Genomic DNA, 15,125 nt, shown 5'->3' with positions numbered 1-15,125 from the left:
TTATGGGGGAGAAGGGGGTTGGACCTGAGACATTTTGTAGAAACTCCATCCGTTCGTGGGAAAACCATCGAAGTTTTTGTTTCTGCTCTCCTGTTGTTTTGACAAAATGCTTGTTCTTGCTGTGGTTTAATAGGTTTCACAAAGGAGTGGTGATAGATGTTGGGTACTGTATCAAAACGGGAAAGTCGTCAGGCTGTTCGAGGATCAGGAATTGTACAAGGTTTACAGAAGGTTTCTTTCGGAACGTTCTCCTTCATGGCGAACAAAGGCGTGTTCCACATGCTTCTTGCACTACTACTGGGACGAGCGATTATATTATCGTCCATGGCCCCTTTCGGTGTTGCGTTCCTGGCCGTGATCTGGTGGTTGAAGCGGCCGCTGGTTATACCGGTCACCATTATGATGGCTGCTGGAGCTTCTACATACAGCTACAGTCATGCGGGGTTTATCGTCGGAGCGTCGCTGGCTTTTTTGCTCTTAAGTCTGGGAGTGCGCAAAACAAGTCACCCCCAGAGATGGCTGCCGGCACTCGCCTTGATTGCCAGTCTCATACCAAGGACCGTCAGTCTGGCACTGCTCGATCGCTGGCAGCTTTACGAAATTACATTAATGGCGGCAGAAGGGGTATTGAGCTTCATCCTTGTACTAATCTTTATGCAGAGTCTTCCGATTTTAACACCACAAAGATATCAACCTACGTTAAAGAATGAAGAGATTGTTTGTTTGATCATATTGTTAGCTTCTGTATTGACAGGCATGATCGGTTGGCAGATTCAAGGGGTAGCAGTTGTGGATATATTTGCACGGTACTTAGTTGTTTTGTTGGCCTATATCGCGGGGGCGGCGATCGGGTCGACGGTAGGAGTCGTGACAGGACTCGTATTAAGTTTGTCTAACTTGGATCATATCTATCAAATGAGCCTGCTTGCATTCTCGGGCTTGCTGGGTGGTTTATTGAAAGAAGGGAAGAAGCTGGGGGTGAGTGCTGGGCTCATCGTCGGCACCCTTCTTATCGGCTTTTATATGAACAGTGGGGCAGGTCTGCCGTCTTCTCTGTGGGCGTCTGCGTGGGCGGTGGCTTTGTTTATATTGACTCCGAATTCATGGGTGACACAATTATCGAAATACATTCCGGGAACGGAAGAACATCATTCAGAGCAGCAAAAATATTTGCAGAAGGTTAGAGATGTGACGGCTGTACGCGTCGGAAAGTTTTCCGACGTATTTCAGGCGTTATCGAAGAGTTTTACATTGGAACAGCCGAAAGTAGACGAAGGACAAGCGGAGGAGGTCGATTATTTTCTCAGTCATGTAACGGAGAAAACGTGTCAGTCGTGCTTTAAGAAGGAGAAATGCTGGGTGAGTAAGTTCGACGACACCCATGATTTAATGACTGATCTGATGCATGAGCTGGATGAGAAGGGGGAACCGAGCCGGCTCTTAAGGAAAAATGTAGACCAGCACTGTGTGAAATCACAGAAGCTGATCGATACGATGAATCATGAATTATCTTTCTATCATGCTAATAAGCAGCTGAAGCGGCAGGTGATGGAGAGCCGCAAATTCGTAGCGGAGCAGCTGCAGGGTGTATCAGAGGTCATGAATAATTTCGCCAAAGAGATTGTAAAGGAGCGGGAGCAGCACGAACATAAAGAACAGATCATTTATCATGCACTGGAACGAATGGGGATGATTATTCAGAAACTTGAAATTTACTCGCTTGATGAAGGAAACATGGACTTGGAGTTAATTGTAGAAATTGAGAATTACCGCGGAGAAGGATCCAAGATCATTGCGCCGGTATTGTCCGATATCTTAGGGGAGACGATTGTTGTGACGATGGAGGAGATTTCTCCTTATCCGAACGGCCGGTGTTATTTATCTTTTGGTTCGGCAAAGCATTATTCGATTGAATCAGGCGTCGCACACGCGGCAAAAGGAGGAGGGTTCATATCCGGTGACAGTTACACCATGATGGAATTGGGCAGAGGGAAATATGCCCTTGCAATCAGTGATGGGATGGGGAATGGGGAGCGGGCACATGAAGAAAGTATGGAAACGCTCCGGCTGCTGAAACAAATTCTGCAGTCAGGGATTCAGGAGTCTGTCGCGATCCAGTCCATTAATTCCATTCTATCTCTACGTACGAATGATGAAATCTTCTCTACTCTCGATTTAGCGGTGATCGACCTGCATAAGGCGACATCCAAATTTATTAAGGTAGGAAGCACACCGAGCTTTATCAAACGAGGCGGGCAGATCCTTACTGTGGAGTCAGGAAACCTGCCAATGGGAATTATCCCGGAAGTCGACGTCGATATGACGAGTGAACAATTGAAAGCGGGAGATTTCCTTATCATGATGAGCGACGGGATTTTGGAAGGTCCGAAACAGCTGGATGATGTGGAATTGTGGCTCAAGCATCGGATCAAAGGTATAACAGAGAAAGACCCGCAGATTATCGCGGATCTTTTATTAGAAGAAGTTATTCGCGCCCAAGCAGGAACGATCGATGATGATATGACGATTATCGTCGCCAGAATTGATCGGTATATGCCGGAGTGGTCCTCCATTCCAGCAGAGAAAAAAGAGGCGTGATTTAGTATATATTTCCTCCGTTTCGGCGAAGCTGAGAGCAACGAAACAGGAGGGATCCAACATGAAACCAGGCCGACTGAAGCAGATTCTTTTATTAACGGATGGTTGCTCAAACCACGGAGAAGACCCGATTGCTGTAGCAGCACTTGCCAGGAATCAGGGCATAACGGTCAATGTGATTGGCGTTCTTGACGATCGTCAGAACGGACAACCTCAGGGGCTTGAGGAAGTAGAGTCCATTGCAGAGGCGGGTGGAGGCGTCAGTCAAATTGTTTATCAACAAAGTTTGTCCCAAACCGTGCAGATGGTGACGAGACAAGCCATGACCCAAACGATACAAGGAGTCGTTAATAAAGAATTGCAGGAGATCCTCGGAAAGAGCCAGACGATTGAGGAATTACCTCCGGAACAGCGGGGGGAAGTCGTGGAGGTGGTGGATGAGCTTGGAGAAAGTTGTGATTTGGAAGTTCTCGTGCTTGTCGACACGAGTGCAAGCATGCATCACAAGCTGCCGACGGTCAAAGATGCATTGTATGACTTATCCTTAAGTTTGAATGCAAGGACCGGATCGAATCAGTTCAGCGTCTACACGTTCCCTGATCCGAAGCGAACCATCAAACGCATGGTGGATTGGACGCCGGAACTAGGGGAAATCAACGGCATTTTCTCCAAATTGAACAGTGGAGGGTACACACCGACTGGACCTGCACTGAAAGAGGCGATCTATGCGTTTGCCGAAAAGCCATTATTCCGTACGATGCGAGATGAGGTCGATCCTTATGAAGAAACAGGTAATTAATCTTCAACCTGGAGCGAAGGTGACAGGAAAGTGGAATGGAAAAACCTACACAATCATCCGAGAGCTGGGCTCGGGTGCTTGTGGTACGGTTTTTTTGTGCCGGAATGAAAATGGGCGCAAGTACGCCTTGAAGGCGGGCGAGGACAGCTCGCGCATGATGATGGAAGTGAATATGCTGAAGAAGTTCAGCAAGGTCCAAGGGGTCAAGCTTGGGCCTTCTTTTGTTGACGTCGATGATTGGACAAGAATAGGCGGAAAGGCTATGCCTTTCTATGTCATGGAATATATAGACGGAATTCCTTTAGAACAATTCCTTAAAGGAAAGACGAAAGACTGGATCGGTATATGTACACTGCAGCTTCTCAGTGATTTGGATCATCTCCATCAGGCAGGCTATGTATTTGGCGATTTAAAAACGGACAACCTCCTTATGTCCGCTTCCAAAGTTCGTTGGATCGATGTAGGAGGTGTGACAGCATTGGGAAGAGCGATCAAGGAGTATACCGAGTTTTATGACAGGGGGTACTGGGGGATGGGATCGAGAAGGGCGGAACCATCTTACGACCTCTTCGCTGTAACGATGATTATGATGGAGATGGCGTACCCGAAGCGGTTCGAACGAGGCTCCAGTCCAAAGAAGACACTGGAACATAAGCTGCAGCAGGCAGATCTTCTAAAACCATATCGGCGTTTCATACAAGATTGTTGGAGAGGCAGATACATTAATTCCCGGGAAATGAAGCAGGCTCTTTCTGGCGTATTGATGAGCAGCAAGAAAGCTCAAAACAACCAGACACGTTATGTCAGACGAAAGAAAGAGGATGTGGAAACAAAGGAGTGGACCGTATTTTCCCTCGTATCTGCTCTTCTTTTCGGGGTGTCGATAATAAGTTTCTTTATTTAGTGGGTATTCTTTTGCAGATAGATCGAAGAGTGATACGATAGGATTAGTTAGATTGAAATTACAGACAGGAGGTACATGTCATGGATCGCAATGTTCGTGCATTCATCACGAAACATCAGTTGATACAGCCTCGCCAAGTGGTGTTGGCAGCTGTATCGGGCGGTCCGGATTCTCTGGCACTTCTGCACTTCTTGAATCTCCTGCGTGAGGACATCCCTTTCCGGCTGACGGCGCTTTCGGTTGACCATGGCCTGCGAGGGGTCCAGTCTCAGGAGGACCTCTTGTTCGTGGAGCGTATATGCAGGGAGTGGGAAATCGAATTTGTCGGAACTTCCGTGGATGTACAAACGTACAAAGAATGGACAGGGAAAGGAACCCAGGAAGCGGCGCGAGATTTACGCTATCGTTTTTTCGAGGAGATGATGGAAGCACATGATGCCGATGTGCTTGCTACAGGGCATCACGGGGATGATCAGGCAGAAACGATGGTTATGCAGATGGTCAGGGGTGCAAGGCCGGAAGCACTCCAGGGGATGCCGCTTGAGCGGCCTTTCAGTACGGGAAGAATTATCCGCCCGCTCCTGGGAGTATCCAAACAGGATATTGCCGCTTATCTGGATAGGCACGGTATCGAGGCGAAGCACGATCCTTCAAACGAACAGACGGATTATACACGGAATGCTTTTCGTAAGTATGTATTGCCCTTCATGAAAGAGCAGAACCCGAAGCTGCATGAACACATGCAGGCGTGGAGTGAGAGGGCGAGGGAAGAGAGAACGTACATAAGGAAACAGGCCGAAGAAGTGCTGAAAACCGTACATTTTTCTACAAATGTTGAGAAATTCGTACAATTGTCTGTGCGAACATTCAAAACCTTCCCGCCAGCTTTACAAAGGACTGCCTTTCATCTAATATTGAACTATCTGTATGTGAAGCAGACCGAAGACATATCTTACCTGCATGAAGATCTGTTTCTTGACCTGTTAAAAGGTGAAAAATCAAACGTAATGCTGGACTTCCCGGGCGGTTTGAAAGTTGTCCGTGCCTATGATGAAGTCACGCTCTCTTTCCAAAAGAAAAGCGGATCAGCCCCCTATCGGTTCCAGCTGGAACCCGGCGGGCATGTCGTTACACCCGACGGCTCGGTGGTGGAGGCGGAGTGGACAGAAACGTTGGATACTAAAGGTCATACTATGTACATATGTGATACCGCTCACGTAGAGCTGCCGTTAATCGTCCGTTCCAGGAAGAATGGAGATCGGATCAGGTTGAAAGGAATGGACGGATCGAAAAAGGTAAAAGATATTTTTATCGATCAGAAGGTTCCTGCTGCATTGCGTGATTCCTGGCCGATTGTTACGGACCAGACCGGAAAGATCATATGGGTGGCAGGTCTAAGAGGAAGCGGGACTCCCGTAGACCCTTCATCAGGTACATGGCTTCGGTTACATTATAAAAACAAAGCAGACACGTAGGAGGAGCAATCATGCATAACGACATTGAAAAGGTCTTGATTTCCGAAGAGGAGATTCAGGAGAAGTGTAAAGAATTGGGAGCCCAATTGACAGAGGAATATAACGGGCGCTTTCCGCTGGCAATCGGAGTCCTGAAGGGTGCAACCCCATTCCTGACAGACCTTTTGAAACGTGTAGAAACGCATCTGGAAATGGACTTTATGGATGTTTCCAGTTATCACGGAGGTATGGAATCTTCCGGAGAAGTCAAGATTGTAAAAGACTTGGACACGAAAGTGGAAGGTCGCGACATCTTGATCGTTGAGGATATTATCGACAGTGGAAGAACACTTGCTTACTTAGTGGACCTGTTTAAGTACCGCAAAGCCAAATCCATTAAAATTGTAACGTTACTGGACAAACCGACCGGCCGAAGTGCTGACATTAAGGCGGATACAGTAGGGTTCCGTGTTCCTGATGAGTTTGTCGTAGGATACGGATTGGATTACCAGGAGAAATACCGCAATCTTCCATATGTAGGTGTCTTGAAGCCGGAAGTCTATGGCGGCTGATCGTAGTAGTTTTTCGCAGAGCGTCAACTCTTTGTCATCAAGGGTAATTAGTTGTATCGTCCGTTTTTTGTATGGTAGTATTTACTATAGTTTTTCTCGTTTGGGAGGAGGTAGGCAATGAACCGGATATTTCGTAACACCTTATTTTATTTACTTATCTTCCTCGTTGTAATCGGCGTAGTCGGTCTATTCCGAGGGCAAGGTGATGCGCAACAAGAGTTAAATGTCAATGAGTTTTACGATAAATTGAATAACGGTGATATTGAGGAGATGACGATCCAGCCTGTCAATGGGGTGTTTCGTGTCAGTGGTCAGTTAGAAGGTGCGGCTGAAGGGGAAGGATCCTTCACTGCTAACATCCCTGCTAACGATGAAGTGATTTCGAACATTACACAGACGGCTCAGGAACAAAGTGTTCTGAATGTGGAAGAAGAAGAGCAGCCTAGTGCATGGGTGACATTCTTGACCTCCATTATTCCGTTCATCATTATCTTCATCTTATTCTTCTTCTTGCTTAATCAGGCTCAGGGCGGCGGAAGCCGTGTTATGAACTTCGGTAAGAGCAAGGCGAAGATGTATTCCGAAGAGAAGAAAAAAGTACGATTTAAAGACGTTGCCGGAGCAGATGAAGAGAAGCAGGAGCTTGTAGAGGTCGTAGACTTCTTGAAAGACCCTCGCAAATTCTCTGCTGTCGGAGCGCGTATTCCTAAAGGGGTTCTATTAGTGGGGCCTCCTGGTACTGGTAAGACATTGCTGGCCCGTGCTGTTGCAGGGGAAGCGGGAGTGCCGTTCTTCTCTATCAGTGGTTCTGATTTTGTTGAAATGTTTGTCGGTGTCGGTGCTTCCCGTGTTCGTGACTTGTTCGAGAATGCGAAGAAGAACGCACCTGGTATCATCTTCATCGATGAGATCGATGCAGTCGGTCGTCAGCGTGGAGCAGGTCTTGGTGGAGGTCACGATGAACGTGAACAGACACTGAACCAGCTTCTTGTAGAGATGGATGGTTTCGGCGTGAACGAAGGAATCATCATCATCGCGGCTACCAACAGACCTGATATTCTGGACCCTGCACTACTGCGTCCAGGTCGTTTCGACCGTCAGATTACGGTAGATCGTCCGGATGTCAAAGGTCGGGAAGCAGTCTTGGGCGTTCATGCGAAGAACAAGCCGTTGGCTGAAAATGTCGACTTGAAGACGATTGCATTGCGTACACCGGGATTCTCAGGTGCAGACCTTGAGAACCTCTTGAACGAAGCAGCTCTTGTAGCTGCCCGTGGAGATAAGAAACAGGTTGATATGGATGATGTCGATGAAGCGATCGATCGCGTCATTGCAGGACCTGCTAAGAAGAGCCGTGTCATTTCCAAGAAAGAACGTGACATCGTTGCTCACCATGAAAGTGGTCACACGGTAATCGGTATGGTGCTTGATGATGCCGATATGGTTCACAAAGTTACCATCGTTCCTCGTGGCCAAGCCGGCGGTTATGCCGTAATGCTTCCGAAAGAAGATCGTTACTTCATGACGAAGCCGGAACTGTTCGATAAGATTACAGGTTTGCTGGGTGGACGTGTTGCTGAGGAAATCATTTTCGGTGAAGTGAGTACAGGTGCTCATAACGACTTCCAGCGTGCGACTAACATCGCTCGTAAGATGGTTACCGAGTACGGAATGAGCGAGAAACTCGGTCCGCTTCAGTTCGGTTCCAATTCAGGCGGTCAAGTATTCTTGGGCCGTGATATCCAAAATGAACAGAACTATAGTGATCAAATCGCTTATGAAATCGATCAGGAAGTTAAAAACTTCATTGAATATTGCTATGACCGTGCGAAGACGATTCTTACCGAGAACAAGGATAAGTTGGAGTTAATCGCGCAGACATTGTTGGATATTGAGACGCTTGATGCTGTCCAAATCCGTTCCCTTTTCGACAAAGGGCGTTTACCTACGGATGAAGAACTGGAAGCACTTGCACAGGAAAACAATGCGAAGATAAAAAATAACACCTCTTCTGTTGATGAGGACGTACGCGTCAACATCCAGTCTAAAGATGAGGAAAATGTACAGGAAACAGATACCGTGAAAGAGGAAAAAGAAGCAGACACAGCGGAGCAAGAGGGAGATAACCATTCCCCTGATTCCGAAGACCGTCGTTCTTAATCTGATTTAACCAGGCCACACCAGCTCATGACCCGAGCGGTGTGGCTTTTCCTGTGCCGCAGAAGCGCGCGGGAACCGTTGTTGTGATATGATGGTAGCCGAAGGAAACGATGCGGGAGGCTATACGTATGAATTTTGTCCTTGATGTGGGAAATACCAATACAGTACTAGGTGTATTCGAAGGGGATACATTAAAATATCAGTGGAGGATCAAGACGGATCGTCATAAAACAGAAGATGAATTCGGAATGCTCATCAAGTCTTTGTTCGATCATGAAGGTCTTCGCTTTGAAGATATGGACGGAGTCATTATTTCTTCTGTTGTTCCGCCCATAATGTTTGCACTGGAGCGCATGTCTCGTTATTATTTTAAAAAGCAGCCGATGATCATCGGAGATGGTCATGTGGATCACGGCCTTGAGATGAAATACCCGAACCCGGAAGAGATCGGAGCGGATCGGGTCGTGAATGCTGTCGGTGCAAAAGACGAATATGAGCTGCCGCTGGTCATCATTGATTTCGGAACGGCAACGACGTATTGTTACATTAATGCGGAAGGGGAATATTTGGGAGGGGCTATTGCCCCGGGAATAAATATTTCCATGGAGGCATTGTATGCCAAGGCTGCCAAGCTTCCTAAGATCGAAATTAAGAAACCGGAACAAGTCATCGGCCAAAGCACAGTTGAAGCAATGCAGTCCGGTGTGTTTTATGGGTATGTCGGTCAAGTGGATGAAGTGGTAAGGCGGATGAAGGAAACAGCGGAACAAACTCCTACGGTAATCGCAACGGGAGGTCTAGCCAACTTAATTGCGGGTCAGTCCCGGACGATCGACCATGTAGATCCTTATCTGACTTTGAAAGGTCTGCATAAGATATATCAGCGCAACAAAGAAAAAGAAGTATTTAAAGGAGAATGATCAGCATGTCCGATTATTTAGTGCGTGCAATAGCTTTTGACGGTCAGGTCAGAGCGTTTGCAGTTAAGTCTACAGATACAGTGGAAGAAGCAAGACGCAGGCAGGACACGTGGGCGACGACATCTGCCGCGCTGGGAAGAACGCTGACAGTCAGTTCCATGATGGGTGCTATGCTCAAAGGGGAAGACAAACTGACCGTTAAAGTAGAAGGAGACGGCCCGGCTGGACCAATCGTCGCAGATGCCAATGCCAAAGGAGAAGTCCGTGGATATATTAAAAATCCACATGTCGATTTCGATTTGAATGAAAAAGGAAAGCTGGATGTGCGCCGTGCGGTCGGTACATCCGGTACATTGAGTATCGTTAAGGATCTGGGGATGAAAGATCACTTCACCGGTCAGGTTCCTATTGTTTCCGGTGAAATCAGTGAGGACTTCACGTATTACTTTGCAACATCGGAACAAGTTCCTTCTGCTGTAGGCGCTGGAGTATTAGTGAATACAGACCACACCATCCTTGCTTCGGGCGGCTTTATTATTCAAATGATGCCTGGGGCGGATGAAGAGACAACGAGTTTGATTGAGAAACGACTGTCGGAAATGCCGGCAATCTCTTCTCTAGTGCGTGATGGGAAATCACCGGAAGAAATTCTGTACGCCCTTCTAGGGGAAGAAAATGTACGTGTGTTGGATTCGATGCCGATTAAATTCCAATGTCACTGCTCAAGAGAGCGTGTCGAAATGGCGCTTTCAAGTCTTGGTAACGAAGAAATTGAACGTATGATTGAGGAAGATAAAGGAGCCGAAGCGAAGTGTCATTTTTGTAATGAGGAATATCACTTCGGCGTGGACGAATTAGAAGCATTGAAATCAACGTCTTCTGATTCATAATTCGTACCGGAGAATATTAAGTTTGAAATGGCGGGTGATTGTGATCCGCCATTTCTTTTATTATAAGGAGAAGCGCTCCTTATGGACCATGCAATGCAGTTTGACTCAAAGGAAAAATAAGTCGAAATAATGATTGAAATGTTTGACAATTGACGATTTTTTAAGTACATTAGGTTTAAATCCTATAAAAATACTTGGTTTTAGGAGTGAATGTATGAGAATCGTAAATAATGTTACAGAGTTGGTTGGACAAACGCCTTTAGTTAAATTGAACGGAAGCGCAGATGCAGACAGTGCAGACGTTTACTTGAAGCTTGAGTACATGAATCCCGGGAGTTCCGTGAAAGACCGGATTGCCCTTTCTATGATAGAAGAGGCCGAGAAGGCCGGACGTCTGAAAGCTGGAGATACCATCGTCGAACCGACAAGCGGTAATACTGGTATCGGTCTTGCGATGATCGCTGCAGCTAAAGGTTACAAAGCAATTCTGGTTATGCCTGATACGATGAGTCAAGAACGTCGTAACTTACTGCGTGCGTATGGTGCGGATCTTGTTCTCACTCCTGGTAGTGATGGAATGAAGGGCGCGATTAAAAAAGCGGCAGAACTGGAAGAGAAGCACGGTTATTTCATGCCGCAACAGTTCAATAACGAAGCAAATCCACTTGTTCATGAAAGAACGACAGGACCGGAAATCGTGGAGCAGATGGGCGATCAGTTGGATGCCTTTGTTGCAGGGATTGGTACTGGAGGAACAATCACCGGAGCTGGTAAAGTACTCAAGGAAAAATATCCGGATATTAAGATTTATGCTATTGAACCGGAAGAGTCTCCGGTATTGTCCGGAGGGAGCCCGGGGCCGCACAAGATTCAGGGAATCGGAGCAGGTTTTGTTCCCGGCATCTTGGACACAGAAGTTTATGATGAAGTGGTCACTGTGTCGAAGGATGATTCGTTTGCTGCAGCAAGAGATGCTGCAAGGAAAGATGGAATCCTTGGCGGAATCTCTTCCGGAGCTGCGATTCACGTAGCCAAACAAGTGGCGAAGAAGCTTGGTAAAGGAAAAAAAGTCGTAGCGATTATTCCGAGTAATGGGGAGCGCTACCTGTCTACACCACTTTATCAATTCGACGAAGAGTAAATAATGGGAACTGCACTCCTTTTGAAGGGGTGCAGTTTTTTTATATAAGAAGTTCCTGATAGAAATTAAAAAATGTTGTAAGATAGGGGAAGAAATTATTTGGAAACGAGGGAATCAAGCGTGGCTTTTACATTAGAGACACCTCAGAAGACATTTACGTTGAATGAACGGACACATGTTATGGGAATATTGAATGTAACCCCGGACTCCTTTTCGGACGGGGGACTATACAATGATATGGATGATGCTGTAAGACAAGCAGTCAGAATGGAAGAAGCCGGTGCGGATATTATTGATATAGGGGGCGAATCCACACGCCCAGGGCATGCGCCTGTTTCAGAAGAAGAAGAACTGGCACGGGTGTTGCCGATTATTAAAGCTGTTACTCGCGCTGTGCATATTCCGGTCTCTATTGATACGTATAAGGCGGAAGTGGCTAAACAGGCAGTAGAAGCAGGGGCCTCCATTATTAATGATGTATGGGGCGCAAAGAAAGAACCGGAAATTGCCGACGTTGCTGCCCGCTATGATGTACCGATTATCCTTATGCATAACCGTACAGACAAAACGTACGGATCCTTAATCGAAGATATGAAATCAGATTTGAAACAGAGTGTGGCCATCGCGAAGGAAGCGGGCGTAAAAGACCACCAGATTATTCTTGATCCAGGTATCGGTTTCGCCAAAACGCAGGAAGATAATCTTGTAGTCATGCGTCATTTAAATGACTTTCACGAGCTGGGTTATCCGATTCTTCTTGCCACATCAAGAAAGTCTTTTATTGGAACGGTGCTGGATCTTCCGAAGGATCAACGCATGGAGGGAACTGGTGCAACGGTTTGTTTTGGGATCTCGCAAGGCGTACATATGGTACGTGTCCATGATGTAGAGCCAATAGTGAAAATGACGAAGATGATGGATGCTATGATAGGAGTGAAGAAGAATGGATAAAATTTATCTTAATCAAATGGAGTTCTGGGGATATCACGGCCTTTTTCCGGAAGAAAATAAATTGGGACAGCGATTTTATGTCGACCTGCAGCTGGAATTGGACTTGAAACCGGCATCGACCAGTGATGATATGACCAAATCTATAGACTACGGCGCTGTTTATGAAGTGACGAAGAAGGTTGTGGAAGGGGAGGCATATCGTTTAGTCGAGACGCTGGTAGAGAAAATAGCTGCGGAACTCTTTCTCTCTTTCGACCTGTTAGAAGCATGTACGGTCAAAGGGTACAAACCGGACCCGCCGATCCCGGGGCATTATGACTCTGTTGCCGTTGAGATTCACAGGAGCCGCCATTCATGAGAAATATCGCCTTCATTGCATTAGGATCCAATATTAATACAAGAGAAGAGTTCCTTCAGGACGCGCTGACTCTCCTGGATGAACACGCATCGATTCAAATTACTAATAAGTCCGCCGTCTATGAAACTGCCCCTGTGGGGTACACGGATCAAGCGGACTTTCTTAATATGGTCATCCGAGTGGAAACAGATCTTGCTCCTTCTCCCTTATTGGCATACTGCCAGGTGATAGAAGAAGAATTGGGCAGAAGGAGAGTAGTGAAATGGGGGCCGAGGACGATCGATCTTGACATTTTGTTGTATAATCAGGAAGGTGTGAACGAGGAACACTTGAAGATTCCTCATCCATATATGCAAGATCGGGCCTTTGTGATGGTTCCTCTCGTAGATATCAGCTGCGATGTTGTTCTTCCTCATTTAAACCGCAAGGCTCAGGATGTGCTGGATCAAATTCCAGAGACAGAACGAGCAGAGGTGAAAAGGTGGGGGAATCTTTGAGAGTTACAGTCATAAACAGCAGCTCGGGATGGAAGGATACATTTTCCGGAAACCGTGTTTGCGCTTTTCGTGCCTCTTGAATCGTTGACACGACCATAGGACTTTTTTATACTAAATCTTAGTTAGATACTGCCAGTCCAATACTGGCAGTTTTTATTATTGTAACGGAGTTAACCTAAAGATAAAGAATGGAGTGATCATAATGGCGGAAGAACTAAATGAACATATGCGGGTGCGGCGCGATAAGATGGATACACACCGTGAGAAAGGGATGGATCCTTTCGGTGACAAATTCGAACGTACCGATTCTGCTCAAGAACTTATAGAGAAATACGACCAGTTTACGAAAGATGAATTGGAAGAGAAACAGCTTCCTGCTACTATAGCGGGCCGTATTATGACGAAACGCGGAAAAGGAAAAGCTGGATTTACTCATATCCAGGATCTTTCCGGCCAAATCCAACTGTATGTCCGTAAAGATGAAATCGGTGATGAAGCGTACGACGTTTTCAAAGCGGCCGATCTTGGAGATATCGTAGGTGTCAGCGGCGTTATGTTCAAAACGAACGTAGGAGAGCTTTCGGTAAAAGCTAGTGAGTTCCAACTACTGACTAAGTCACTTCGTCCATTGCCGGAGAAGTTTCATGGTCTGCAGGACGTGGAACAGCGTTACCGTCAACGTTATCTTGATCTCATTACCAACCCGGAAAGCCGCGATACATTCGTGCTGCGCAGTAAGATCATCCAGTCTATGCGCCGGTACTTAGACGGCCTGGGCTTCTTGGAAGTGGAAACACCACTTATGCACGGGATTGCAGGTGGTGCATCGGCACGTCCATTCATCACGCACCATAATGCCTTGGACATGCAGCTGTACATGCGTATCGCTATCGAACTTCATCTGAAGCGTCTAATCGTGGGAGGATTGGAGAAGGTATATGAGATCGGTCGAGTTTTCCGTAATGAAGGGGTGTCTACCCGCCATAACCCGGAATTTACAATGATCGAGTTATATGAGGCTTATGCGGATTACCAGGATATCATGGCTCTTACTGAAAATATGGTTGCTCACATAGCGAAAGAAGTGCTGGGAACGACTAAAGTGATGTACAACGATGAAGAGATTGACCTGGAGCCTGAATGGGCACGTCTGCATATGGTCGACGCTATTAAAGAATATACTGGCGTAGATTTCTGGGAACAGATGTCTGATGAACGTGCGAAAGAACTTGCTGAAGAGCATGGTATTGAGATTAAGGATACGATGACTTTCGGTCATATTGTAAATGAATTCTTTGAGCAGCGTGTAGAAGAGAAATTGATTCAGCCGACCTTTATCTACGGGCATCCGATCGAAATCTCACCGTTGGCTAAGAAGAACCGTGAAGATGAACGCTTCACGGATCGCTTCGAATTGTTTATTGTAGGAAGAGAGCACGCGAATGCTTTCTCCGAGTTGAATGATCCAATCGATCAGCGCCAGCGCTTTGAAGCTCAATTGAAAGAAAGAGAAGAAGGTAACGATGAAGCACACATGATGGATGAGGACTTCCTGGAGGCATTGGAATATGGTATGCCGCCTACAGGAGGACTTGGTATCGGAGTCGACCGCCTTGTTATGCTGTTGACGAACTCCCCGTCTATTCGTGATGTACTGCTGTTCCCTCAAATGAGAAACAAAGAATAAAGGAAGATTGAATTACAAATCTAAGCCCCCGTTTTCAGCGGGGGCTTTTCTTATATACAGGGTAAATTATCTGAATTATTTTATTACAAAAATACGCTTGATAAGGTTTAATATCCATGATATATTATTACTTGTCGCGTTAAGAGAGCGGCGCACCGCACAGAACTTAACGAAACAAAATATAAAAAAGTTGT

The 15,125-nt window shown here is 46.4% G+C and carries 13 protein-coding genes; all 13 read left to right on the top strand.

Going from position 1 to position 15,125, the window contains the following annotated elements; translation table 11 throughout:
- Nucleotides 1-156: 156 nt before the first annotated feature.
- The 13 genes from spoIIE to lysS all read left to right on the top strand — a co-directional run bounded on the left by spoIIE (nucleotide 157) and on the right by lysS (nucleotide 14,931).
- Nucleotides 157-2,598 carry a stage II sporulation protein E gene (gene spoIIE, locus AXG56_RS18545; protein WP_062515803.1) on the top strand — a complete coding sequence of 814 codons (2,442 nt, stop codon included), beginning with the start codon at nucleotides 157-159 and terminating at the stop codon, nucleotides 2,596-2,598.
- 31 nt (nucleotides 2,599-2,629) lie between these two features.
- Nucleotides 2,630-3,397 (top strand): VWA domain-containing protein, encoded by a 768-nt coding sequence (locus AXG56_RS18540; RefSeq protein ID WP_255358545.1) that lies wholly within the window; start codon nucleotides 2,630-2,632, stop codon nucleotides 3,395-3,397.
- A complete protein-coding gene (locus tag AXG56_RS18535) occupies nucleotides 3,378-4,301 on the top strand; it encodes a protein kinase (RefSeq protein WP_062515802.1) in 924 nt (307 codons plus the stop codon). Before AXG56_RS18540 ends, AXG56_RS18535 begins: the two co-directional genes overlap by 20 nt.
- Nucleotides 4,302-4,381: 80 nt before the next feature.
- Nucleotides 4,382-5,776 carry a tRNA lysidine(34) synthetase TilS gene (gene tilS, locus AXG56_RS18530; protein WP_064503525.1) on the top strand — a complete coding sequence of 465 codons (1,395 nt, stop codon included), beginning with the start codon at nucleotides 4,382-4,384 and terminating at the stop codon, nucleotides 5,774-5,776.
- Nucleotides 5,777-5,787: 11 nt separating this feature from the next.
- Complete coding sequence (gene hpt / locus AXG56_RS18525) at nucleotides 5,788-6,327, top strand: hypoxanthine phosphoribosyltransferase (protein WP_008633516.1); 540 nt, start codon at nucleotides 5,788-5,790, stop codon at nucleotides 6,325-6,327.
- A 117-nt stretch (nucleotides 6,328-6,444) separates the two neighbouring features.
- The gene (ftsH, locus tag AXG56_RS18520) at nucleotides 6,445-8,487 is read left to right on the top strand and encodes an ATP-dependent zinc metalloprotease FtsH (protein ID WP_008633518.1); all 2,043 of its coding nucleotides are present in this window, start codon (nucleotides 6,445-6,447) and stop codon (nucleotides 8,485-8,487) included.
- A gap of 128 nt (nucleotides 8,488-8,615) precedes the next feature.
- Complete coding sequence (locus AXG56_RS18515) at nucleotides 8,616-9,407, top strand: type III pantothenate kinase (RefSeq protein ID WP_026577053.1); 792 nt, start codon at nucleotides 8,616-8,618, stop codon at nucleotides 9,405-9,407.
- A gap of 5 nt (nucleotides 9,408-9,412) precedes the next feature.
- The gene (hslO, locus tag AXG56_RS18510) at nucleotides 9,413-10,297 is read left to right on the top strand and encodes an Hsp33 family molecular chaperone HslO (RefSeq protein WP_008633523.1); all 885 of its coding nucleotides are present in this window, start codon (nucleotides 9,413-9,415) and stop codon (nucleotides 10,295-10,297) included.
- Nucleotides 10,298-10,511: 214 nt separating this feature from the next.
- Nucleotides 10,512-11,438 (top strand): cysteine synthase A, encoded by a 927-nt coding sequence (gene cysK / locus AXG56_RS18505; RefSeq protein WP_008633525.1) that lies wholly within the window; start codon nucleotides 10,512-10,514, stop codon nucleotides 11,436-11,438.
- A gap of 180 nt (nucleotides 11,439-11,618) precedes the next feature.
- The gene (gene folP, locus AXG56_RS18500) at nucleotides 11,619-12,389 is read left to right on the top strand and encodes a dihydropteroate synthase (RefSeq protein WP_081594773.1); all 771 of its coding nucleotides are present in this window, start codon (nucleotides 11,619-11,621) and stop codon (nucleotides 12,387-12,389) included.
- Nucleotides 12,382-12,747: a dihydroneopterin aldolase gene (gene folB / locus AXG56_RS18495; RefSeq protein WP_008633527.1), complete on the top strand. Its 366-nt coding sequence runs from the start codon at nucleotides 12,382-12,384 to the stop codon at nucleotides 12,745-12,747. The genes folP and folB overlap by 8 nt, the downstream gene beginning before the upstream one ends.
- A complete protein-coding gene (gene folK / locus AXG56_RS18490; protein WP_062515801.1) occupies nucleotides 12,744-13,244 on the top strand; it encodes a 2-amino-4-hydroxy-6-hydroxymethyldihydropteridine diphosphokinase in 501 nt (166 codons plus the stop codon). Before folB ends, folK begins: the two co-directional genes overlap by 4 nt.
- Nucleotides 13,245-13,446: 202 nt before the next feature.
- Nucleotides 13,447-14,931: a lysine--tRNA ligase gene (gene lysS, locus AXG56_RS18485; RefSeq protein WP_008633529.1), complete on the top strand. Its 1,485-nt coding sequence runs from the start codon at nucleotides 13,447-13,449 to the stop codon at nucleotides 14,929-14,931.
- The last annotated feature ends 194 nt before the right edge of the window (nucleotides 14,932-15,125 follow it).

It is taken from the genome of Halobacillus sp. KGW1, assembly GCF_001592845.1.
Taxonomy (GTDB): domain Bacteria; phylum Bacillota; class Bacilli; order Bacillales; family Halobacillaceae; genus Halobacillus.
This window is presented reverse-complemented; position numbering and strand designations above follow the sequence as displayed.

Coding starts and splice junctions, on each gene's coding strand:
- spoIIE (WP_062515803.1), top strand. CDS start 157: ATGTTGGGTACTGTATCAAAACGGGAAAGTCGTCAGGCTGTTCGAGGA.
- AXG56_RS18535 (WP_062515802.1), top strand. CDS start 3,378: ATGAAGAAACAGGTAATTAATCTTCAACCTGGAGCGAAGGTGACAGGA.
- tilS (WP_064503525.1), top strand. CDS start 4,382: ATGGATCGCAATGTTCGTGCATTCATCACGAAACATCAGTTGATACAG.
- hpt (WP_008633516.1), top strand. CDS start 5,788: ATGCATAACGACATTGAAAAGGTCTTGATTTCCGAAGAGGAGATTCAG.
- ftsH (WP_008633518.1), top strand. CDS start 6,445: ATGAACCGGATATTTCGTAACACCTTATTTTATTTACTTATCTTCCTC.
- AXG56_RS18515 (WP_026577053.1), top strand. CDS start 8,616: ATGAATTTTGTCCTTGATGTGGGAAATACCAATACAGTACTAGGTGTA.
- hslO (WP_008633523.1), top strand. CDS start 9,413: ATGTCCGATTATTTAGTGCGTGCAATAGCTTTTGACGGTCAGGTCAGA.
- cysK (WP_008633525.1), top strand. CDS start 10,512: ATGAGAATCGTAAATAATGTTACAGAGTTGGTTGGACAAACGCCTTTA.
- folP (WP_081594773.1), top strand. CDS start 11,619: ATGGGAATATTGAATGTAACCCCGGACTCCTTTTCGGACGGGGGACTA.
- folB (WP_008633527.1), top strand. CDS start 12,382: ATGGATAAAATTTATCTTAATCAAATGGAGTTCTGGGGATATCACGGC.
- folK (WP_062515801.1), top strand. CDS start 12,744: ATGAGAAATATCGCCTTCATTGCATTAGGATCCAATATTAATACAAGA.
- lysS (WP_008633529.1), top strand. CDS start 13,447: ATGGCGGAAGAACTAAATGAACATATGCGGGTGCGGCGCGATAAGATG.